We start from the raw sequence: 23,356 nt of genomic DNA, 5'->3' as shown, positions 1-23,356 counted from the left end.
AATGTTGATTTTCAAAACTTAGCTAAGATATTATCCTATATTTCCTTTAAAGGGTTCCATGGTTTTTTCTTCGGAAGCTGAAATACCGTCTTTTTTAACCACTTTTATAAAAGTGAGCCATAAAATCTTTAAGTCAAGCACAAAACTGCAATTTTTGACATAATATATGTCAAACGCAAACTTTTCATCCCATGAAATAGCATTGCGGCCATTAACCTGTGCCCAGCCTGTAATTCCCGGACGTAACAAATGCCTTTGTCTTTGTTCTTGATTGTACAACGGCAGATAAGAAACCAGTAGTGGTCGCGGTCCAATTAAACTCATGTTGCCTTTAAGAACATTAAATAGTTGTGGTAACTCATCTAAAGAGGTATTCCTAATAAAATTACCAACAGCGGTAATACGTTTCATGTCTGGAAGCAGGTTGCCATCTTTGTCTTTTTTATCGTTCATGGACTTAAATTTAACTACTTTAAATAAACGTTCATTTTTACCCGGGCGCATTTGATAAAAAAAAGGCTGGCCATTATTAGCAATAATTAAAAGCAACGTTATCACTACTAATATCGGACTCAATAAAAGCAGTAATATGAGTGAAGCCAGTATATCTAGCATTCTTTTAATTATTTTGGGGTACATGATTTATACAATTTGGTAGTTTAAATTTAATTAAAACTGCAGTTACGAAAATAAACTATTTACCTAAACTAAGGCAAGAAACTTAATTTAAGTTAGTTATTTGTAATAACTGTTTATATTAGTACTCTTGATTTATGTGGTAAAAAAGTTGACATGTTGTTTTAGAACTAAGGTTTTAATAAACGAAAGCTTAAATTATTTCGAATAAAAGTGTTCAAAATTATACAAAATGTATAAATTTGAACAATACAACGTCTTCACAGTATGATGTTATGTCGTTTTTTGTACTTTTAGTTTAAAATTTATATAAACATGCGCTTAATACTCTTCTCGGGGGCTTTTCTCTGTTTGCTGGCTTGCAATAATAACACACAATCGGTTACTACACCGCCTCCAAAAGTTCAAGTAGTTTCGTTACAACAACAAGAAGTTACTTTAGAAAAAGACTTTGTAGGTCAGGTGTATGGCTATAACGATATTCCCATTAGAACCCGAGTTGAAGGGTTTCTAGAGAAAATAGCTTTTCAGGAAGGCAGCTTTGTTAAAAGGGGAGATTTACTGTATGTTGTAGATCCAGATCCACTTCTTGAAGCTGTTAATGCTGCCAAAAGTGAATTAGCAAGAAGCCAGGTTAACAACGAAAGAGCTATAAGCGATTTAAACCGCATTGAGCCGCTTTCTGAAATAAATGCCGTTAGTAAAAAAGATTTAGATGCTGCCTTAGCCGAAAAAAAAGGAACAGATGCCATTGTTAATGCCTCTGAAGCCAATCTTAATCTGGCTCAAATAAGGTTAGGATATGCCAGTATTAAAGCGCCAGTTGACGGCATCATAGGAAAAACCATGGCAAGAACAGGTGAGTTTGTAGGTCGAGCTCCCAACCCGGTTATTCTCAACACCATTTCAACAGTAGATTCGCTTCGTGTTGAATTTTTTGTAACTGAAAGTGATTATCTTGCTTGGGCCAACCATTCCAAATCCAACAAAAGTGATACTAAAAGCACCCCCTTACAATTAATATTATCTGATGGTAGTTTGTTTCCATACAAAGGCAAAGTAAACTTTATTAACAGGGAAGTTAATAATGTAACAGGTACCATCTTAATTCAATCAGTTTTTCCAAATCCGGACCGGTTGGTAAGACCCGGGCAGTTTGCCCGAGTTCGTGCTGCGGTTGAAACTTTACCTAATGCACTATTGGTGCCGCAAAGATGTGTGAATGAAGTTCAAGGAAACTATTTTGTTTTGCGCGTTAAAGAAAGTGGTGAAGTTGAACAAGTGGGTGTTCAATTAGGTCAGTCTTACAGAGATTACTTTATTGTTTTAGACGGACTGTCTCCCAATGATAAGGTTATTTACGAAGGTTTACAACGCGCCAAAACCGGTTTTCAAGTAGAGGCAGAAGTAGTGGAGTTTCAATCTCAATTTAAAGCAGAATAACAATGGAAGAAAATCAAAAAGACGTCTTCTTTGTAAGAAGGCCTATTGTTGCCATTGTTATCGCTTTGTTTATGGTTATCATTGGTGGCGTTTCTATTTTAGGACTCGCAGTAGAACAATATCCCGATATCACACCGCCTGTTGTAAGAGTGAGTACATTTTTTACAGGTGCCAATTCAACCACCGTCGAAAGTGCTGTTGCTACGCCACTTGAACAACAAATTAACGGGGTTGAAAACATGCTTTACATGAAATCTACCAACGCCAACGATGGTAGTATGAGCTTACAAATCACCTTTGATTTGGGTACCGACCCTGATATGAACACGGTGTTTACACAAACGCGCGTGGCTACGGCCACACCAAAACTTCCCGAAGCCGTCAAACGCATAGGTGTTACTACTCAAAAATCAATGTCAAGTATCTTGATGATACTATCGGTAAATTCACCCAATGGCACTTACGACAAGGATTTTCTTGGAAATTACTCTATTATTAATATTCAAGATCAGTTAGCGCGTATTAAGGGTGTAGGGCGTGTTCAAGTTTTAGGATCGAGTGATTATTCTATGCGTATATGGGTAAAACCTGATAGATTGGCAAAATTAGGCATCTCCATTCCTGAAATCATAAATGCCATTCGTGAGCAAAATGTAGTGGCTCCTGGCGGACAATTTGGTGCAGAACCGGCACCCCTGGGAACAGAGTTTACTTACACCGTAAGATTGCCCGAGCAATTGGTTGATGAGGAAGAATTTGAAAACATTGTCATTCGAACCATGCCCGATGGGAGTCAGTTGCGCATGAAAGACATTGCCGAAATTAAATTAGGTACTGAAAATTATAGATCTTTATCGCGAACAAACGGAAAAGACGCTGCTGCTATTGCCATTTATCAATCTCCCGGAACCAATGCGGTTGCTTTGGCAGAAGACATCATCAACGCTTTGGATGAAATGGCATTAAGTTTTCCGCAAGACTTAGCATACGAAGTATCCTTAGATGCTACCGAACCTATCATGGCAGGCATTGATGAAATTATTGAAACCCTTATCATCGCGTTGATTTTGGTGATTCTAGTGGTATTTTTATTTATACAAGACTGGAGGGCAACACTCATTCCAACTTTAGCCATACCGGTATCGCTTATTGCAGCTTTTATGTTTTTCCCGGCATTAGATTTCACCATCAACTCCTTGTCACTGTTAGGGTTGGTATTGGCCATTGGTATTGTGGTAGATGATGCCATTGTGGTGGTAGAAGCCGTTCAAGTAAACATTGAAAAAGGCATGTTGCCAAAAGCGGCTACCTCGGCGGCAATGCGGGAGGTAACAGGCCCAATTATTGCTACAACTTTGGTTATGATTGCCGTGTTTGTCCCTGTTGCAGCAATGGCAGGTATCACAGGTAAACTCTACCAACAGTTTGCTATAACAATTGCAGTGTCTGTGGTGTTTTCATCCATTAATGCCTTGAGTTTAAGTCCGGCATTATGCTCATTACTTATGAAAAAGCCTACCGAGTCAAAAGGACCTTTAGGCCGTTTCTTTAAAAAGTTTAATAATATGTTTGACCGCAGTACCAATTCATACGGTAAAGTTACCGCAGGTGTGGCTGGCAAGCTTAAACGCGGTGTGGTTTATTTATTAATAACGGTGGTTGCTGCTGGTATTTTTGGAAAATTAGTGCCAAGCGGATTTTTACCAGAAGAAGACCAAGGTTATTATTTTGTGAATGTGCAATTACCCAATGCCGCCTCTTTACAACGCACCGATGCCGTAGTTAAACGTATTGAAGAATTGCTCTTGCAAGATGAGGATATAGAATATGTAACGGCCGTCACAGGATTTAGTATGCTCTCTGGGGCTATGATTCCCAACAATGCATTTTTATTTGTAAAATTGGTAAAATGGGACGAGCGAGAGCGTACCGCCAACGAAATCACGGCTGCTACTAACGGTATACTTATGAAAGAAATCATCGAAGCACAAGCCATGGCTTTTGGTCCACCAGCCATTCCTGGCTTGGGTAACGGCTCTGGTTTTAGTCTTATGATACAAGATAAAAGTGGGAAATCGCCAGCATATTTAGCCGAACAAACCTATAAATTTATTGCTGAAGCGCAAAAACGACCCGAAATTGCCTCAGCTTTTACCACTTTTCAAGCTACGGTTCCTCAACGCCGCATAGTGCTCAACAACGACAAAATATTAAAATCGAATGTGGCGCTTAACGATGTTTACAACACCTTTGCAGCTTTTTTAGGTGGTGCTTATGTGAACGATTTTACCAAATATGGCCGTTTATACAAGGCCTACGTTCAGGCAGAACCAGAATACCGCCAAAACGAAAAAGGATTGGAACTCTTTTATGTTCAAAATAAAGATGGCGTTTCGATTCCGCTTTCAACTTTTGTAGACGTATTGCCCGATGCCGGACCCGATTATACCGTAAGATTTAATCTGCTAAGAGCTGCCGAAGTTACAGGTACTCCTGCATCAGGCTATAGCTCTGCCGAAGCTTTAAATGCCTTGGAAGAAGTTGCAGCCGAAGTGCTTCCTGGAGATATGACTTTTAGCTGGAACGCTATGAGTTATCAAGAGAAGAAAGCCTCAGGCCAGTTGGGTGTTGTATTTGCCTTTTCGTTGTTTTTTGTGTTTTTAATTTTGGCGGCACAATACGAAAGCTGGAGTATGCCACTATCCATTTTATTGGGCACACCTTTTGCCTTAATGGGCGCCTTCGGATTTTTATTTATAGCCCGAATGTTTAGCGAAAGTTACTTAACCAATATTTTTGCACAAGTCTCCTTGATAATGCTTATTGCTATGGCCGCCAAAAATGCCATTTTAATAGTAGAATTTGCCAAAATAAAATTTGATGAAGGTTTAAGCCTTTTTGATGCCGCTGTTCAAGCTGCTACCCTGCGTTTTAGACCTATTTTGATGACCACCTTTGCCTTTATCTTAGGTATTTTACCCTTATTATTAGCCAGTGGTGCCGGTGCTGAAGCCAGAAAAGTCATGGGTGTGGCTCTACTTGGTGGTATGGGCGTTGCTACTGCTATTGGTGTATTGATGTATCCTATGTTGTTTGTGCTGATTGGAAAATTGGCGGGCTACGAGAAAAACAGAATCGTTCAACCTAAAAACGATTAATCATGAAGGCGAGAGTTATAGTTATATTAGTAACGGTTGTTTTTTTGGTAGGATGTAAAGCAGGTAAAAATTATAATGGCTCAGATTTAACTGTGCCTGATAAGTTTTATTTTGAAGATGAAACAACCACCCCAGAATTGGTTGATGTTAATACCAAAGATATTAGCAAAGATAGTATAGCAGATTTGGACTTTTTTAGTTTGTTCAATGATATAGTTCTGGACACCTTACTGCAAAAGGCACTAACCTACAATCAGGATTTAAAGATTGCAGCCGAAACTATTGTGCAGGCGCAAGATGGTCTTATTGTGCAACGCTCAGCCATGTTACCCAATATAGGTGTTGATGCCGGTGCATCTCGTGGCAATTTTCAGGGTATAGTCTTACCGCAAGTTCAAAATACGTTTTATGCAACAGCCTTTGCCAGTTGGGAAATAGATTTTTGGGGTAAATTCCGTCGATTGAATGAAGCAGCCAGAGCGCGCATACTGCAAAGTGAGGAAGCGTATCGCGCTACCAAATTAAGTTTGGTAACTTCGGTAGCAACCAACTATTTTTTGTTGTTGGATTATAAAAACAGACTGGAAATATCTGAACGCAATCTGGCACTTAGAGATAGTGTACTTCAAATTATTCAACAACGATATGACAAGGGCATTGTAGCCGAAATAGACTTAAATCAGGCACAAATAAAACGGGCGGTAGCAGCCGAAGCCGTACCGCTTTGGAAGCGTTTTATCGCGCAAACCGAACACCGATTGAGTCTTTTAACCGGCGCTAATCCCGGACGCATTGTTACCAACACCAGATTGTTAGACATTGATACCGCTTTTGTAATACCGGCAGGATTGCCAAGCCATTTGTTATTAAGACGTCCCGATATAATGGCAGCCGAGCAAAATTTAATTGCCCAAAATGCCATAACCGGTGCTACCAAAGCTACTATGTTACCCAATGTTAGTTTAACCGGTTTGTTGGGCGCCGCTTCGAATGAATTGTCAACATTAACAGACGGACCGTTAGCGTGGAATGTAGGTGGTTCCATTTTTGGACCTTTATTTAATTTTGGTAGGCTACAACGACAAGTGAATATTGAAGAAAGCAAAACCAATCAGACACTTTTAGCCTATGAACGCACTGTATTAGATGCATTCAGGTCGGTTGAAGATGCATTGGTTGAAATTACCACCTTGAAAGAACAACTCAAAGCCAGGCAAGAACGCTTAGATGCTTCCCTAAACGCCCAGTATTTATCAGGAGAGCGTTACGACAAAGGAGTTACCAGTTATCTAGAGTTTTTAGAATCTCAACGCCAAGCTTTTGAGGCCGAGCTAAACTACACCGAAACCAGACGTGAGTTATTAGATGCTTATGTCAATTTATACAGAGCCTTGGGAGGTGGTTGGGAATAAATTTTAGTCATATAAGTTTTGTGTAAAACAACTTTTTTATTGTCTATATCTCTTCTGTTTATTACGGTATTGAACAGCCATCAACTCAATGCCCAGGTTGACACCCTCTATTTAAAAACATCGGAGATACTGATTGGTGAACTCAAAGAAATGAATAGAAATGTGGCTGTTTTTGAAACAGATTACAGTGACTCTGATTTTAAAATTACCTGGAGTAAGATAAAATCTGTTGTAACCAATACACATTATTTAGTTACTCTCAATTCCGGCGACAGGTATAGTGGAAAATTAAAAAGTAATGGTGAGGTTGTTTACATTATTTCGGAACAGGATACATTGGCGCAAACAACCATACCTGATATTGTTTATCTCAAAAAGTTAGATTCTAATTTTTGGAGTAATTTAAATGCTTCATTAAGCGTTGGTTATAATTACACCAAGGCCAACCAATTATCTCAATTTAGTATTAGAAGTAATTTCACCTATACCTCCAGACGCTGGTTGGCCGCTTCAAATTACAATCAGATTTTTTCATCACAAGATGAGGCTAATACAACAAGACGATTAGATGCCAATGTGCTTTACAATTATTTTTTTCAAAAAAAATGGTATGTTACTTCAGAGGTTAATTGGTTATCCAACACGGCACAAAACATCAATCTTAGAACCGTTAGCAAACTGGGGGTTGGTAAGTACATCATCAATAGTAACAGGCTTTACTGGGGCTTTAAAACGGGTTTGAGTTTTAATAACGAAAGTTTTGATTTTGAAAATACCATCACCACAAATAATAGTTGGGAAGCCTTCTTTGGTACTGAAGCCAATTTGTATGATATAGGCGATTTTAATTTATTAACCAGATGGGTGGTGTATCCAAGCTTATCAGAATCAAAAAGAATAAGAACAGACCTGAATATTGATGTGAAATATGATCTTCCATTGGATTTCTTTATCAAATTTGGTCTCAGTTTAAATTACGATAACCAACCCATTCAATTTGGCAGTCAAACCGATTATGTGTTTCAAACAACCTTGGGTTGGAGCCTCTAATAATACGGATATTCCGAGTTTTAATTCACATTAACCCGGTCAGAAACCAAAATATATTTTATCCGCTCAGAAAAAATTGAACGGAACGAAAGCCTCTTACTTTTTGGCATGGTGACTCATGTATTTACCAACTATAATTGCTGTAATTACCACTATATAGATTTGCCCTGTTAAACCTATTAAAATACTCGCTTTACGTGCCAGCTCTGTTGCAGGAGTGATATCACCGTAGCCAATTGTCATTAAAGTGATGTAAGAGAAGTACAATAGATTTTCTGATAAAGACAAATCATGGTCAATTCCAGAGAAAGAATTGGGATGAATATATTCAACCGTTAAACACAAAAAAACACCTAAAAGACCTAACGATATATAGCCGCTAATAAGCCCAAATATTTCATTCATTCCAACCACCCGGGCTTTTAAAACTTGTTTTATTAAATCAACTGATATGATTAAGTAGAAAATAAAAAAACAAGTTATTTTAACCAAATCAACAATTAATTCTTTTCGATTTACAATAAATTCACCTAAATATATCAAACAAACCAGGGATTATTATTGGTTGTATCACGCGATTTAATCTCGTTGAATTTTCAATGTTCTTTTCTTTAACTTATTTATAAATAATCTGTTATAAAGGTTTTCAAATTTTTCATAAAATTCATCGTTGCTTTGTTTGTTGCTCTAATTACTTGTTTTTTGTTAAAATTAATAATGTTCCGTAACAAATAGAATAAAACTAACACCTATAAATGTATACCTAATTTTAAACTCATCTATTCATGAAAAACACGCTCATCTTAAATGCCCTGGTATGGGCAGCAGTTATTTTAATAGCTTCTTATCTTTTTAAAGATGCCAACAACAACAAATACTTATTTATGTTGCTTATTTCAGGTGCTGCAATTAGTCAAACTTTTTTAACTTCACATATCAAAAAAAATCATTCTTGTTGTAAAGATTAATCGTTTAATGCACTACACTTATGAAACAAAAACAATTTGTTTATTTAATGGTTGGAGTAGTAGCATTGCTAATGCTACCGCTAATTGGTAGTTATATTTCTGCTGAAATTAACTGGTCTTTGTTTGATTATATCGTCATGGGTATTTTACTTACCGTTACCGGTTTAACCGCTATTTTAGTGTATAATCGTTTTAAAAACAGTAAATTAAAGTTCTTGTATTTGGCTATCATTGGAGTGGTCTTTTTGCTGATTTATATTGAGTTAGCAGTTGGTTTATTTGGATCACCAATTGCCGGCGATTAACATTAGCCTCAGAGATTATTATTAGTTAATATCACCTACCTGCGTGAAAAATTCTGAGGTAGCAGTTGATGTGTCCTAAAATTTAATAATTTTATAGCACTAACCAACTTAAATGTCGTCATCATGCCAGACCAGTCCTGGACTATAGAACTCAGCCGTCTTGCTGAAATCATCAGCGAATTACCTTTAGAAAAAACCATTAAATGGGGCAGTGATGTTTATACCTACAACGGCAAAAATGTGGTGAGCTTTGCCGGATTTAAAAACCATTTTGCACTGTGGTTTTTTAATGGTGTTTTCTTAAAAGACCCAAAAAAGGTTTTAATCAATACCGGTGAAGGTAAAACAAAATCGTTGCGTCAGTGGCGTTTTACTTCGGGAGAAGAGATTGATGCAGCCACTATTAAAGCTTATGTTTTGGAAGCTATTAAAGTAGAAAAGCAAGGCCTAAAAATAAAACCCGAAAAACACCAACCCGTAACTATTCCGTCATTATTGAACAAGGCCCTTAAAGAAGATGCCGCCTTTAACAAGGCTTTTAAGGCTCTAACTTCCGGTAAACAAAAAGAATATTGTTTACATATTAACGAGGCCAAACAAGAGGCTACTAAGCTTAAAAGACTCGAAAAAATAAAACCACTCGTTCTGGAAGGAAAAGGTTTATACGACAAGTATAAAAATTGCTAACGCTTCTAAATTCATCATCATATTACAAACTTAAAACAATCAAAAATGAAAAACCTAAGAACAGAAATTAAATGGGCCATCATCTTTACGCTGGTAGGCTTACTTTGGATGGTACTCGAAAAGATGGCGGGATTGCATGACCAATACATTGATTACCACCTTTACCTTACCAATTTATTTGCCATTCCAGCCATTATTATGATGGTTATGGCGCTTAAAGAGAAGAAACGTGATGTTTACGGCGGTAGTATGAGTTACAAGCAAGGTTTAATTTCTGGTATTATTTTATCGCTGTTTATTGCTATACTGAGTCCGTTGGCGCAATACATCACCACCTATTACATTACACCCGATTATTTTCCGAATGTGATTAAACGCTCGGTTGAAATAGGTTATTATCCGGATATTGAGGCGGCCAAAGCCAATTTTAACTATCAGAACTATGCCATTCAAGGTGCTGTTAGTGCATTTATAATGGGTGTGATAACTACTGCTATTGCTATGATTTTTATAAGAACTAAAAAAGGCTAATGACCCGATTTGAGGTATTTTTTAAATAAGCTAAATTCAATCAGAAGCAATTCTTTTTAATTCTGTAAATTTGAAAATCTCCATAAATTAAAAAACTCATTTGATAGCAAGACATGAGCTTTTTGAAATAATAAACGGTTTACAAAATAACCTTACCAATTAATTGATATAAAACACGATTGTGGGGATTAAAACTAATGAAAATTTACTAAGAACTATTGGGGTTTTCGGACTTACCTCGAATATTGTTAATGTTATTATTGGTTCGGGAATTTTTGTATTGCCGGCTGTTGTTGCGGCCGGTATGGGAGCATCGGGTGTTTTAGCTTATTTATTTTGCGGTATATTAATTGCCTCTATTATGCTATGCTTTGCCGAAGTTGGTAGTAAAATAACCATTACAGGCGGTATCTATACCTATATTGAAACGGTTTTTGGTAAATATGCCGGTTTTTTGGCAGGTAATTTATTCCTGGCGTCGGTAATTGCTGCAGATGCAGCGGTGTCTAATGCGTTGGTAAATATTTTGGCAGCAGGTTACAGCATTTTTGAGAATCCGTTGGTAAGGTTGGTTCTTTTATTTACTCTTTTCTTTGGTTTGGCACTTATCAATATTCTAGGGGTTAAACAAGGTCTCGGACTCGTTAAATTTTTCGTGGTTGCTAAAATTTTACCGTTGCTCGTGCTGGTAATATTTGGATTGTGGAAGGTTTCTTTAGACAATCTAAATTTTGAAGCACTACCAACCATAGATCAACTAGGTAGTACTTCTCTAATCTTGTTTTTTGCCTTTATAGGAGGTGAGTCGGCTTTAAATGTAGGTGGCGAAGTTAAAAATCCCCAAAAAAACATACCCAAAAGTATATTTCTTGGAATTGGAACGGTTTTGCTACTTTATATATTAATTCAAATTGTTGCACAAGGCGTTTTAGGTGATGCGTTAAAAGATCAAAAAGCACCTTTAGCCGAAACTGCGCGACAAATTTTTGGACATAAAGGATTTGTATTATTAACAGCAGGTGCGGCTATTTCAATGATTGGGTATATGAGTGGCACTATACTTAATATGCCGCGTGTATTGTATGCCTTGTCTAGAGACCGCGTAATTCCTGTAAAGATTTTTGGAAAAATACATCCAAAGCTAAAAACACCGCATTGGGCTATTTTAAGTTATGCTGCCGCAGGTTTTATTTTGGCATCTTTAGGCAGCTTTACTAAATTGGCCGTGATTGCCACGAGTGCCATATTGCTGTTATATTTTGGTGTAGTGCTATCGGTTATAAAACTGCGCTATTCTCAAAAAATAAATTCCGGTGGATTTATTATTCCCGGAAGGTTACTGGTGCCTTTACTTTCGGTTGGTATTATAATTTCTTTTTTGTTAAAGCTAACTTTTGAAGAAATTATAGGTACTATCATTTTTTTAGTTATATTATCGGTGATATATGCCATTAACAATTCCTTTAAAAAATGACCCAAACTGTTTTAAAACAATTAAACTCTTAAAAAGATGAATGCCATTGATATTGTCATGTTATTTGCAATTATTTTATTTGCAAGGCTGGCATTTAGACTTCTGCGAAAGTATATTGAAATGAAAAAAAACAATAAGGACAAAAATGATTAATTTTTTTAGACATTTACGCCTAAAACTTATAGAACAAGATCTAACAAACAAAACGGTGAATTCTGCATTGGTAAAATCATCGATAGGTACGTATTTTAAATACGCCATTGGTGAAATTATTCTGGTGGTGATTGGAATTTTGATTGCCCTTCAAATCAATAACTGGAATGAACAAAGAAAAAACATCTCAAAGGAAGTCCAATATTTAAACAGTTTTAAAACCGATCTTCTAGCAAACAAAAACGAATTGGAGCGCGTTATTTCTAAATCTGAATTTACAAGTAAATGCTCCGATTCATTATTAAATCACATTTCAGGCGATAGCGCTTATCTATATTTAAATCATATAGAATCTATGATTTTAGCGAGTGCTAACTTTACAGTATATCAAACTTTCGAAGGTACGGTTCAAGACATCATAGGTTCCGGTACATTAGATATTATAAAAAATGATAGTATACGTAAAGCTATTGGCTCATGGCACGCCAATTTAAAAGGGATTAGGGAATGGGAAAAACTAGATAAAGATGGCTCAAGCGAATATTACCGGTTTTTACAGCACAATATGCCACTTTTTCAATTAAATACCCAAGAATTTATTTTAACCGAATCTGAAAAGGAAAGACTGTTCAACAATCAGTTATTTCTTAACTTAATTCTAACCAGATACAGGACACCACGAATTTTAAACGAAAATTATAAAAACGAATTGCCAAGATTAAATAAATTAATCAACCTAATTGATATTGAATTAAATAATTAAGGTATTCAATGTGTTAGATTTTTCTATAATTAGTTGATGCATTGTTTTAAAACATATTTTATTTTTTGTTTTTGAGCTTTTTTACAAGTAAACAATTTTGTTTGATGGTCTCAACTTAAAATTAACAGTTAGCCCAAATTTTACGTATCTTGTAGGCACTAATCTGGCATTTAGCCATAAACCGATTGCCATGTCGCAAAAAGAATATTCAAACGGAGACATTACCATACTTTGGAAACCCGAAAAATGCACACATAGTGGCGTTTGCGTGCGTACCTTGCCACAGGTTTACAACCCTAAAGAACGGCCTTGGATTAAAATAGAGAATGCCACCTCAGAGGAATTGGTAGCTCAAGTAGCCAAATGCCCAAGTGGTGCTTTAAGTATTAAAAAATAGTTATATGATTCACATTGAACACGAAGAAGAAAACAGCAAAGGCCGTTGGATTGCCTTAAATTACGGTGAAGAAGCCGGTGAAATGACCTATTCTGTTGCAGGCGACGACAAAATTATTATCGATCATACTTTTGTAAGCGATGATTTTAAAGGTCAAGGCATTGGCGCCAAATTATTAGAGGCTGCCGTTGATTATGTTAAAGCACACGATTTAAAAATTATTCCGCTTTGTCCATATGTTAAATCGAGATTTGACAAGGATACCGAATTGCAAAGTTTGTTGTATTAATTGGTTAGTTTTTATCTTAATTTTCTTGTTATTTGACCATTAATGATGGTTTGCCTTAAATCCCCCAAAACAACCTAGCTATCAAAATCAATCATCATGAAAATATTTCGTCGTCTCAAAGCTTGGTTTAAAAAGGTTTTTAAAGCAATTACTCCCGGAAAGACTGCCGTGTGCGGTGCTGCCACTGGTTTACTTGTTATAGCTGTTTTGCTTTGGTTGGTGTATGCCATATTGTTTTATCATAAAACAAACGATGCGTGGTTATTGCTATTTGGACTGGTAATGATTTTGTTGATTGTATTAAGTGCTTATATTGTTAGATGGCTTATTAAACAGTTATATGAAATTCCTTCTCCTTACAAACTGGCTTTACTTATTTCCTTACCATTACTCATTTTAGTAAGTTTTGATTGGAAGATTGCCGTTTTTATTGTGGTGATAGCTTCCTTTTGTGGTGCAGCAGTTTGGACCTTAAAAAAGACAACCTGGAAATGCTTGTCATGGCCAAAAAGAGTGATGGCTGTTTTAGGCTTACTTATTGGTTTTGGTGGTTTGATAGCTTTTGGTATCGTTTACGGCAAAATAGGGTTTGATGAAGCACCTGTTATTAATGCGGCAAGAACTACAGGAAAATCTGTTGCCAACCTCGATGTGGTGTCGCCGGCTCAACAAGGTAATTTTCCTGTAAAAACACTAAGTTACGGCAGTGGTAAGGATTTGCACAGACCAGAATACGGTGCAGAGGCGACTCTAAAAACCGAAACCGTTAATGGTGTGGCATTTATTGATAATTGGAAAGGCGTGCATGGCTGGTTTCGTGAACGATACTGGGGTTTTGATGACAAAGAACTACCATTAAACGCCAAAGTTTGGTATCCTGATGCCGAAGGTAAATTTCCTCTGGTATTAATTGTGCATGGCAACCATATGATGCAGGATTATTCGGAAGGCGGTTATGCCTATTTGGGTGAATTGCTAGCGTCTAAAGGCATGATTGTGGTAAGTGTAGACCAAAATTTTATCAATGGATCCTGGTCTAATTTATTTGGCAGTCTTGAAAAGGAAAACGACGCGCGCGGCTGGTTACTGCTGGAGCATTTAAAAGTGTGGCACGAATGGAATGACAGCGGCGGTCATATGTTTTATCAAAAAATAGACACCAATAACATTGCGTTGATGGGTCATTCGCGTGGTGGCGAGGCCGTGGCCCATGCTGCTTTATTTAATACATTGCCGTATTATCCCGACGATGCATCGGTTAAGTTGAATTACAACTACCACATTAAGTCTGTGGTTGCCATCGCACCTGTTGATGGCCAATACGAACCTTCAAAACGCAGAACAGCATTGGAAAATATCAATTATTTTGTCATTCACGGTTCGCATGATGCCGATGTTAAATCGTATATGGGTTCGCAACAATTTGAACGTATAAAGTTTACTGACAGTTCTTATTATTTTAAGTCGGGTTTATATGTTTTTGGCGCCAATCACGGACAATTCAATACCAATTGGGGCAATAACGATATTGGTAATCCGTTTAGCGGATTGCTTAATTTAAAGCCTCTGATGCCATTAGAGAAACAATTAGAGGTTGCCAAAGTGTATATTGGTGCTTTTTTAGATATCACTTTAAAAAACAACAGCACTTATTTACCATTGTTTGTTGATGCCAGAACGGGCCAAGACTGGTTGCCCGAAACCATTTACCTCAATCAGTTTGAAGATATTAATTTACAACCAATTGCGAACTTCGACGAAGATTTTAATCTGGCCACCACAACTGTTAAAGGCGGTACCATTACAGCCAACAATTTAAGTGTTTGGCGTGAACAGGAAATTCAGTTAAAATGGCAACAAAAGGGTAGCAGGGCTTTGTATGCCGGCTGGCATTATGATATAGAAGACACAGATACGGTTGCTATTGCCGTACCGGATACGCTTTTAGCAAAGTACAGCATTCGTTTGCCCGAACAACTTCAGGACAGCACCGCAGTTTTGGTATTTTCGATGGCCGAATCGAATGAATCATCTAACCCTAAGGCTTCGGGTAAATGGGTTAACAATTCCGAAGATCATATTGAAAGCAATAACACCAATAATACCAATCATCAATCAAATAAGGATGGTAGCAAAGACACTTCCGAAGAAACAAAACCTAAATCTTCAGATGAAGAAACCGCCAAAACGCCCATAGATTTCACCATTCAGCTAACCGACGCTAATGGTGAGGTGGTGACATTTCCGCTGAGTCGGTTTTCGGCCTTGCAGCGCACTATGGAGGTGACACTTTTTAAAGTTGGTAGTTTACTGAATGAAAAAGAATCTGAATTGGTATTTCAAACCTTTTATTATCCATTGGATATACTTCGTCAATTAAATGATAACTTTAATCAGTTTCAAATAAAAGAGATCACAATAATATTTGATAAAAGTAGGGAAGGTGTGGTAATTATTGATCAGCTCGGATTTACAACAAATCTATTTCACCTTCAAAATAAACAATAATGAATGTAACCATAAAAAACATAGTAGTCTTAATGATATTAACAGTTGGCAATGGCTGTGGTGGTGATGACGATAATTGCATTTCGGATGTGGTTGTTCCTGTAGATACAGTTGAAGTTTCGGTAAATTCGGGTTTAGTAAATGAACCGGTTAATGTTGCCGTTAATTTTACGGTTATGAATGGTTGCGGAGCGTTTAACAAGTTTATTGAAACAAGGCAAGGCAACGTGATAACAGTGGCAGTAGAAGCCCGTTTTACCGGATGTATTTGCACTATGGTTTTGCAGGAGTTGTCGGCCGATTACAGTTTTATAGCCAACACACCCGGCGATTACGAATTAAGATTCAGTTCGGGTAATAACCAATTTATATCGGTATTACTAACCATTAATTAAATATTTTTTGACCATGAAACACATTTTAAAACTATTGATCTTATTATTTGGCTTTGGTGTATTGCAGTCTCAAAGTTTAATAGGTGCCTGGCAAAATGACCACGTATCAGAATTGGGTGAAGCGCTTACCAGTGTTTTAATTGTAGCCGATGGTTATCAAGTAATTACCACCTACAACAGCCAGACCGGTGCATTTATACATACCAATGGCGGCACCTGGGAATTACAAGGTAACATCATGACCGAAACAGTAGAATTTGATACCAACAATGCTGATTTGGTAGGAAAAACAGTAAGTTTTGAAATTGATCTCACCGATGATACTTTTCAAATTGTAGACGATAGCCGTAAATTTAAACGTATAGACAATGGTACACCCGGTAAGCTTAGTGGTGCGTGGTTAATGAGCGGCCGCATGCGCGACGGCAACCTTGAAAGCAGGCCTACCAACACACCCCGAAAAACTATGAAAATACTATCGGGTACGCGTTTTCAGTGGATTGCCTATAATACCGAGACCAAACAATTTATGGGAACCGGCGGCGGCACTTATACCACTATTGATGGCAAATACACCGAACAGATTGAATTCTTTTCAAGAGACGTAAGTAGAGTGGGAGCGGCTTTAGAGTTTAACTTTAACCTCAAAGACGGCCACTGGCATCACGAAGGCTTGAGCAGTAAGGGTGACCCTATTTATGAGGTTTGGAGTGTGAGGGAGTGAGGTTTAATAGTTGTGAGTTGTGAGTTGTGAGTTGTGAGTTATGAGTTGTGAGTTATGAGTTATGAGTTGTGAGTTGTGAGTTGTGAGTTATGAGTTGTGAGTTGTGAGTTATGAGTTGTGAATTGTGAGTTATGAGTTGTGAGTTATGAGTTGTGAGTTGTGAGTTGTGAGTTATGAGTTGTGAGTTATGAGTTATGAGTTGTGAATTGTGAGTTATGAGTTGTGAGTTGTGAGTTATGAGTTGTGAGTTCTAAATAAGGTTGACCTTTAGGGAATTAAAGATAAAGCCGAATGCTGTGTGATTGCTTGAACAAGGTCAGATACAAATCAGACAATTTTTAGTTTAAAATTATTCTATAGTAGCTAAGGTAGGCTTTATTTAGGCATTATCCATGGCTTTGGCAGGCTTAAGGTAGGTCTTTGAGCCGGTCTTGACCCGTCCTAAAATAGCTATTGACATCGATGAGGTTCCTTCATTGGATAAGCATCGATGAGTTTCCTTCACCCCAACTGCGTTGGGGTTCGGAATGACGGGCTTTTTTACTTCAACTGCGCTTGGTATGGTGCTTGTTAATGGGTTTTCATTCAGTTTTATTTGAAACATTTATAAAGCGTGTTTTTTTCAGGAAAAATTTGTTTATGATTCATCTTTTTACTATATTAGTAACCTATACTTCAGTTTGTTATATTTAACTTAAAGATGGGTTATGACACAAAAAATTGTTATTACGTTAAAACCTTTGCTTCATAGGGAAAGACCTCAGATAGGGATTTACTTTGGTTTCAATAATCATGTAAAGGATCAGGTAAAGGCTTACCAAGGCGTTAAATGGAGTAAGACGCATCGGATATTTTACGTTGAAGATTCGAATATTAACAGGGCTGAGTTGTTCAAGTATTTAAACCAGTTTGGTTATTGGGTAGATTATTCGGCCATAAAAAACACGATGTTGCCCAAGGCGCAACCTATTCAAACCAACAAGCTCGATAAGGTTGGGATGTATAAGGAATTACCGCAAACGCATCAGGATAAATTAAAGCGTTATATTGATTATTTAAGGGGTAAGCGTTTGAGCGATAGCACCATTAAGAGTTACGGTTATTTTATTTTACGTTTTTTGCATTATCACAAGGATGTTATGGTTAATAGCTGGACAAACGAGCATATAGATTTATTTATGGAAAATGTACTGGCTAAGGAGCATTACAGTATTAGCAGTCATCGCCAGAGTGTTGGTGCCATTAAGTATTTTACCGAATTGTGTGGGATGGCGGCATTTGATGCTTCGGGGTTTGAGCGGCCAAAGAAGAGCAAATTTTTGCCGGTAGTTTTATCTAAAGAAGAGGTGATAGACATTTTACAAGCCACTAAAAATTTAAAGCATAGGGCAGTATTGGCCTTGATATATTCGAGTGGGTTGCGTATTGGCGAATTGTTAAATATGGAGTTAAAAGATATTGATATAGACCGAAGTCAGGTTCATATTAAGAACGGAAAGGGCCGAAAAGACCGAACGGTTGTTTTAAGTGAAGTAATTAAGCCGTTGTTATACAATTATATACAAACTTATAAGCCACAGCGATATTTTGTTGAGGGTGCACCCGGTGAGCCTTACACTGCGGGTTCTGTGCGGCAATTTTTGCGAAAGGCCTGTGATGAAGCGGGCATTAAAAAGCGCGTTACGCCACACACCTTGCGGCACAGTTATGCCACTCATATGTTAGAGAATGGTGTAGATTTGCGGTTTATACAGGAGTTACTGGGTCATAGCAAGCCGGAGACCACCATGATTTACACGCATGTTGCGCAAAAGGATTTGATGAAGGTACAAAGCCCGTTGGATGTAACTGTAGATCAGATAACAAAAAGCAATAAAGGAGAACAAAAACTGTTGTTATCCCGCAATTTTAAATGATAAACGTTTATATTTGTGACGATATAACGAGTTGTAACCAATTTGAAAAATGAAACGCATACTATTCGGAATCGGAATAATTTTAATAATCGGAATTTTAGTATTGCGATATAATATTCCTATGACAAAAAATAGTATAGTCGGAATTTATGCAAATACTAATTACGGAAATGAACCTTGCTGTGTGGAATCACCTCACATAGCGGACACTTTGAAATTAAAATCGGACGGAACATTTACGAGCGGATATTATGGAAATGGAACCTATAAAATTAGTTACGGAATACTAACAACCGAAATTGATTGGACTTACGAATATGAATTCGGAAAAGCTGGACATAGTACATATTTCAGCAACAAGATTTTTGAAAAACCGAAAATCATATTGAATTATGACTTGAATCATTACTATGAAAAAGTTGAATAAAAAAACTGGTTACAACACCGGCTATAGTTCATTGCGGCGGAATTTCCTACTCGGAAATTCCTGCGTATTTGTTAACTTTGGGTTACGGCGGAAAATCCTCGCGGATTTATCCGCAACGAAACCATAGCCAAATACGTTGGCAAACATATGACAGAACAATGAAATTCATCAATCTAATCATCATTTTACTTCTGACTTTTAGTTGTTCAAACGAAAAAGAAATAGCGGAATTTGAGAAAGTTCTAGGCGAGGCAAGTAGTAAAACCCTGACTTTACTTGTAAACGATTTTGAAAATGACTTTCTAAAAAAACAGTATCCGAATTCTGATCTAAACGACTCTTACAGAAAATTCTTAATTGACTATAAAAACGGTACAACCGAAAATTGGTTACCTATACCAAAAAAGATTACTGATCGATTTGAAGCAAGTGAATTAAAAAAGGAAATGTATTATCATCCTGATTCTGTTTGGATTTTACCTAATAGTTCATACGACAAAGTAGAAGAGGATTCTTTATTATTTCTTGATTCTGACCGACCATACATTAAATTAAGAAAAAAGGATTTTTGGTACAGCAGTCCAGAAAAAATAGTATATGAATACGACCGCCATTACATAATAATAGACTCTACAACCAATAAGGATTCATTAATAAACAAAATAATGAATTTAAAATATGTAAATTATCAAACTGGAAGATATAGGCAAGCGACTGATTATATAAGAAAGTTTGGCGGATTTTTTGAAAAATTTTCTGATAGAAGAGGCGTTTTTGATAAAAAACAACTCAGTGAGTTAATCCTAGAAGAAGCTGACTTGAATAACGAACTTGTTAAAAAGTTGATTGTTCTGGAATTTGTATTATAAATACGTTTGCCAACACCGTGTAACAGGCATTGCTTCTGATTTTCCTCTCGGAAAATCCTCGCAAGCGTTAAGGTTTGTGTTTTTTAAGTATCTTAGTTCTTAAACCACGCAACGCCTGTTACACAAAAACGTTGTAATGCATTATAAGAACAACCAGTAATTAAGAAACAATGGCGGAATTATGAAAAAGTATATTTCTTTTTGGAATCTTGATTATAAAAGAAACATATTGCTTGGTTTGCTTTCTCAGAACAGAATAGATTATACTTCGAGAAAAAAACGAGACATTAAACTTGGAGTTTCATTTGATGTAATTTTATCTAAATTAAAATGTGATAAATACAAATTAGAGGAAATAACATCTGAATTATATGAGGAAAAAGAAATATTATACACTGATGTTGACCATAAAGGTCTTTACGCAACCAACAAAGGAGTAGTTTCTTCTAAAAACAACAAATACAAAAAAAAGTATGAGGATTTATGGATAATAATGTTACGGAACATTTCTCAAATATTAATTCCAATAATATCATTAATAATTACATTTTATATAATTGCCAAAGATGAGAAATCAACAGATATAAAGTTACAGGAATTGAAAGAAGACTTATTAAACCAAATAGAGAAAGTAAAATACCATCCCAATACTGAATATAATATGAAAACTGACTCTTTAAATATTGAATAACCGACATAAAATAACGCATTACAACAACGTATATCAAAAATGCTTACATACGTCATTAATTAATAATTGTGCGACTTTTCAAATAACTTAACTTTCGGAATATTACGGCTTGTAAATGCGCACTTTTCATATACAATACCGTTACCCACAAGTTTGAAGCAACTCCTGAAAGTGAATTAAAAACTTGAAAATATCGGCTCGTTAAGAACAAAAAGGACTCAACCGAATTGAAAAACTGAACGTTGAACCAAGCAGAACGGAATTAATTTATCGGACTAAAATGCTTGCCCGAGTTTCGGGATTCCAGGGAAATTTAAGTAAGTCATCATCTTTTGGCTGACTAGCAGAACGGCTGAATAGAACTTGACAAGCAAACCGAATTGATAAGCCCGAGTACGCGAATTGCATAAAAGTTGGCACAAATGTCAATCGTTCGGGCTGAGCAACTGAATGGCAAAACGCGCGTGACAAGCAGACCGAATAAAATAACGGATTAGGAAATAAAAAAGAAAATTAAGGGAAATTAGGAAGTGTAGGCTTTAAAAACCTGTGGGTAACACCGGCTATAAAAAATAGCTGCAAAGTGCTTAATTCAAAGTTTTGTGTATTTTTAAAATCAGTTAATAATCCGAAAAGTAAGCGCTGGTTAACACGCTACTTTTCATAGCCCAACACGTTGCCAACAAGTTTGAAGCAACTCCTGAAAGTGAATTAAAACAAGAAAATTTCGGCTTGTTTAGAACAAAAAGGAATTAGAAAAACTGACTTTTTGCGCGGACTAAAAAGCGGAACTAAAAAATGTGTCGGACATTAATGTTCGCCTGAGTTTTGGGATTCCAGCGAAATTTAAGAAAGTCATCATCTTATGGCTGAATAGCAGAACGGCAAAATAGAACGTGACGAGCAACACGCAGAAGAGAGAATAGGCTCATGATAAGATACATTAGAATAATAGAAGAACATAAAGGAATTAAAAAAACCAGTGGGTAACACCGGCTATAAAAAATAGCTGCAAAGTGCTTAATCCAAACTTTTTGTGTATTTTTAAAATCAGTTATTAATCGGAAAGGTTAGCGATTGTTTACACGCTACTTTTCATAGCCAAACACGTTACCCAACATTTAAAAAATGACCGAGTTTAAGCCTCCAATGTCGGACAGAGAAACCGAAGAATTAATTGAAATAGCAAATTGTACGGACGAGGATATTTGGCAACGAGAAGCAACGTTGCAAGCCAAAAAAGAACTGATAAAAAGAAATATATCACAAGAACAACAGAATGAAGTAATAGAAAGGTGGAATAAAGAAGCCGAGGAATACCTCAAAAAAGAAGCGGAGAGATTAGAAAAAAACAAAACCGAGAGTTATGAAAAATGGGAAATGGTTGTACTCTTTTTATTCGGACCGATTTTATTTATTAGACCATATTTATTTAACTCGCATACATTATTTACATTAAGAGGAGAAAACTATTTTTTAAAATTTAAGCAAAGAATTATAATTTTTGGATTAAGTTTTATCGCTTGGTTTTTCTATATAAATTATTCTTTCCAGCAATCGGAAAAGAAAAGACTTGAGGAAATTGATAAGATTGACATTTCTGACTGGAAAAAGAAACACGGATATGAATAAAAAAACGTTGGGTAACACCGGCTATAGTTCATTGCGGCGGAATTTCCTTCTCGGAAATTCCTGCGTATTTGCTAACTTTGAGTTACGGCGGAATAGTTCTGCCGAACCATTCCGCAACGAAACCATAGCCAAACACGTTATCTCACATATAAACCAACAGCTACTTTGAAAAATATAAAGCAAATAATTTACATTCTCAGTTCAATTTTGATTGTGTCGTGTGAATCAAATAAAAAGGAATCTGTAGAATCTGAATTAAATAAGAAATTGGAGACTGAATTTAAATATGACAGAGTTTGGGGAGTATACATCTCTGAGGATAATAGAACTAAAAGTGAAACGGAAATGTATATTTCTGGTGCAGATACAATCTATCAGCAATACAAGCTGTATAAAGATGGAAAAATAGACTCAACAAAAAGTAACTTTTATGTATTGGAGTTAAACAAAACTGGAGATAGTACTTACTTTGGAAAAGTACATTTTAATAATATTGAAAAATATTGGTATAAAAGTCCAGTAAATGAAGTAAGCCTCGGACTATCTTTTTTGCATATGGAACGCGATTCTGGAAAAGTATGGAATTTCGAATCGAAGAATAAAAATTATGTTGAATTTAAATATTTTCACCATAGTGACACCTTAGTTGGAATGTTGTATGAAACGAGGCATTTAGATACAATAATAAATGGCGAGAAAATGATACGGATTTTGGAATATGCATTACCAATAGATAATATGTCAAAAACCAATAACCCTTACATTGAAACATTTGAATTAACTGAGAATAAATACGTGAGATAACAAAGAACTGAGATAAAAACCAAGTCTTTTGTCAAAAATAATTAGCCATAAGTTTCCTGTCATTGTTGAAATAGAACAAATCTCCTTTAGTCGATTTGTTTCCAGTTCAACAAGCTACTTCCAG

At 36.4% G+C, this 23,356-nt stretch carries 24 protein-coding genes; 21 read left to right on the top strand and 3 right to left on the bottom strand.

Annotated features, from left to right (window positions below; genetic code table 11):
- Positions 1-30: 30 nt before the first annotated feature.
- Positions 31-639 carry a sugar transferase gene (locus FJ651_RS14655; RefSeq protein ID WP_140991413.1) on the bottom strand — a complete coding sequence of 203 codons (609 nt, stop codon included), beginning with the start codon at positions 637-639 and terminating at the stop codon, positions 31-33.
- A gap of 312 nt (positions 640-951) precedes the next feature.
- On the opposite strand from FJ651_RS14655, the gene FJ651_RS14650 reads away from it, so the two are divergent.
- From FJ651_RS14650 to FJ651_RS14635, 4 genes are read left to right on the top strand one after another with little or no spacing between them, the layout of a single operon-like run.
- Positions 952-2,079: an efflux RND transporter periplasmic adaptor subunit gene (locus FJ651_RS14650; RefSeq protein ID WP_140991411.1), complete on the top strand. Its 1,128-nt coding sequence runs from the start codon at positions 952-954 to the stop codon at positions 2,077-2,079.
- Between the two features lie 2 nt (positions 2,080-2,081).
- Entirely contained in the window at positions 2,082-5,237 is a 3,156-nt protein-coding gene (locus tag FJ651_RS14645; protein WP_140991409.1) for an efflux RND transporter permease subunit, read from the top strand.
- 2 nt (positions 5,238-5,239) lie between these two features.
- Positions 5,240-6,649, top strand: coding sequence for an efflux transporter outer membrane subunit (locus FJ651_RS14640; RefSeq protein ID WP_140991408.1), 1,410 nt, complete (start codon positions 5,240-5,242; stop codon positions 6,647-6,649).
- Between the two features lie 39 nt (positions 6,650-6,688).
- Positions 6,689-7,699: a DUF481 domain-containing protein gene (locus tag FJ651_RS14635; RefSeq protein ID WP_140991406.1), complete on the top strand. Its 1,011-nt coding sequence runs from the start codon at positions 6,689-6,691 to the stop codon at positions 7,697-7,699.
- A gap of 96 nt (positions 7,700-7,795) precedes the next feature.
- Here the strand turns inward: FJ651_RS14635 and FJ651_RS14630 are convergent, their stop codons facing one another.
- On the bottom strand, positions 7,796-8,242 hold the full coding sequence (locus tag FJ651_RS14630) for a potassium channel family protein (protein WP_140991404.1): 447 nt from the start codon (positions 8,240-8,242) through the stop codon (positions 7,796-7,798).
- A 242-nt stretch (positions 8,243-8,484) separates the two neighbouring features.
- Here FJ651_RS14630 and FJ651_RS14625 point away from each other — a divergent pair, with 242 nt between their 5' ends.
- From FJ651_RS14625 to FJ651_RS14575, 11 genes are all read left to right on the top strand, one after another.
- On the top strand, positions 8,485-8,667 hold the full coding sequence (locus FJ651_RS14625; RefSeq protein ID WP_140991402.1) for a hypothetical protein: 183 nt from the start codon (positions 8,485-8,487) through the stop codon (positions 8,665-8,667).
- A gap of 20 nt (positions 8,668-8,687) precedes the next feature.
- Complete coding sequence (locus FJ651_RS14620) at positions 8,688-8,972, top strand: hypothetical protein (protein ID WP_140991400.1); 285 nt, start codon at positions 8,688-8,690, stop codon at positions 8,970-8,972.
- 123 nt (positions 8,973-9,095) lie between these two features.
- Complete coding sequence (locus FJ651_RS14615) at positions 9,096-9,659, top strand: YdeI/OmpD-associated family protein (RefSeq protein ID WP_140991398.1); 564 nt, start codon at positions 9,096-9,098, stop codon at positions 9,657-9,659.
- A 45-nt stretch (positions 9,660-9,704) separates the two neighbouring features.
- Positions 9,705-10,190: a DUF4199 domain-containing protein gene (locus FJ651_RS14610; protein WP_140991396.1), complete on the top strand. Its 486-nt coding sequence runs from the start codon at positions 9,705-9,707 to the stop codon at positions 10,188-10,190.
- 181 nt (positions 10,191-10,371) lie between these two features.
- A complete protein-coding gene (locus FJ651_RS14605; protein ID WP_246085380.1) occupies positions 10,372-11,664 on the top strand; it encodes an APC family permease in 1,293 nt (430 codons plus the stop codon).
- Between the two features lie 145 nt (positions 11,665-11,809).
- Entirely contained in the window at positions 11,810-12,580 is a 771-nt protein-coding gene (locus FJ651_RS14600; protein WP_140991394.1) for a DUF6090 family protein, read from the top strand.
- A gap of 190 nt (positions 12,581-12,770) precedes the next feature.
- Positions 12,771-12,977, top strand: coding sequence for a (4Fe-4S)-binding protein (locus FJ651_RS14595; RefSeq protein ID WP_140991392.1), 207 nt, complete (start codon positions 12,771-12,773; stop codon positions 12,975-12,977).
- Positions 12,978-12,981: 4 nt separating this feature from the next.
- On the top strand, positions 12,982-13,266 hold the full coding sequence (locus tag FJ651_RS14590) for a GNAT family N-acetyltransferase (RefSeq protein ID WP_140991391.1): 285 nt from the start codon (positions 12,982-12,984) through the stop codon (positions 13,264-13,266).
- Positions 13,267-13,362: 96 nt separating this feature from the next.
- Positions 13,363-15,774 carry an alpha/beta hydrolase family protein gene (locus FJ651_RS14585; RefSeq protein WP_140991389.1) on the top strand — a complete coding sequence of 804 codons (2,412 nt, stop codon included), beginning with the start codon at positions 13,363-13,365 and terminating at the stop codon, positions 15,772-15,774.
- Positions 15,774-16,169 (top strand): hypothetical protein, encoded by a 396-nt coding sequence (locus FJ651_RS14580; RefSeq protein WP_140991387.1) that lies wholly within the window; start codon positions 15,774-15,776, stop codon positions 16,167-16,169. The genes FJ651_RS14585 and FJ651_RS14580 overlap by 1 nt, the downstream gene beginning before the upstream one ends.
- Positions 16,170-16,182: 13 nt before the next feature.
- On the top strand, positions 16,183-16,893 hold the full coding sequence (locus FJ651_RS14575) for a membrane or secreted protein (protein ID WP_140991385.1): 711 nt from the start codon (positions 16,183-16,185) through the stop codon (positions 16,891-16,893).
- Between the two features lie 379 nt (positions 16,894-17,272).
- Here FJ651_RS14575 and FJ651_RS14570 read toward each other — a convergent pair whose 3' ends face one another.
- A complete protein-coding gene (locus FJ651_RS14570) occupies positions 17,273-17,497 on the bottom strand; it encodes a hypothetical protein (RefSeq protein WP_140991383.1) in 225 nt (74 codons plus the stop codon).
- Positions 17,498-17,600: 103 nt separating this feature from the next.
- On the opposite strand from FJ651_RS14570, the gene xerA reads away from it, so the two are divergent.
- From xerA to FJ651_RS14540, 6 genes are all read left to right on the top strand, one after another.
- Positions 17,601-18,809, top strand: coding sequence for a site-specific tyrosine recombinase/integron integrase (gene xerA / locus FJ651_RS14565; protein WP_140991381.1), 1,209 nt, complete (start codon positions 17,601-17,603; stop codon positions 18,807-18,809).
- Positions 18,810-18,858: 49 nt separating this feature from the next.
- The gene (locus FJ651_RS14560; RefSeq protein WP_140991379.1) at positions 18,859-19,236 is read left to right on the top strand and encodes a hypothetical protein; all 378 of its coding nucleotides are present in this window, start codon (positions 18,859-18,861) and stop codon (positions 19,234-19,236) included.
- Between the two features lie 158 nt (positions 19,237-19,394).
- Entirely contained in the window at positions 19,395-20,105 is a 711-nt protein-coding gene (locus tag FJ651_RS14555; RefSeq protein ID WP_140991377.1) for a hypothetical protein, read from the top strand.
- Positions 20,106-20,286: 181 nt separating this feature from the next.
- Complete coding sequence (locus tag FJ651_RS14550) at positions 20,287-20,796, top strand: hypothetical protein (protein ID WP_140991375.1); 510 nt, start codon at positions 20,287-20,289, stop codon at positions 20,794-20,796.
- A gap of 1,128 nt (positions 20,797-21,924) precedes the next feature.
- Positions 21,925-22,428: a hypothetical protein gene (locus FJ651_RS14545; protein ID WP_140991373.1), complete on the top strand. Its 504-nt coding sequence runs from the start codon at positions 21,925-21,927 to the stop codon at positions 22,426-22,428.
- A gap of 165 nt (positions 22,429-22,593) precedes the next feature.
- Complete coding sequence (locus FJ651_RS14540) at positions 22,594-23,232, top strand: hypothetical protein (RefSeq protein ID WP_140991371.1); 639 nt, start codon at positions 22,594-22,596, stop codon at positions 23,230-23,232.
- The last annotated feature ends 124 nt before the right edge of the window (positions 23,233-23,356 follow it).

It is taken from the genome of Paucihalobacter ruber, assembly GCF_006494535.1.
In the GTDB taxonomy this organism is placed as follows: Bacteria; Bacteroidota; Bacteroidia; order Flavobacteriales; family Flavobacteriaceae; genus Paucihalobacter; species Paucihalobacter ruber.
The sequence above is the reverse complement of the archived record's forward strand: the minus strand, read 5'-3'. Positions and strand labels throughout refer to the sequence as shown.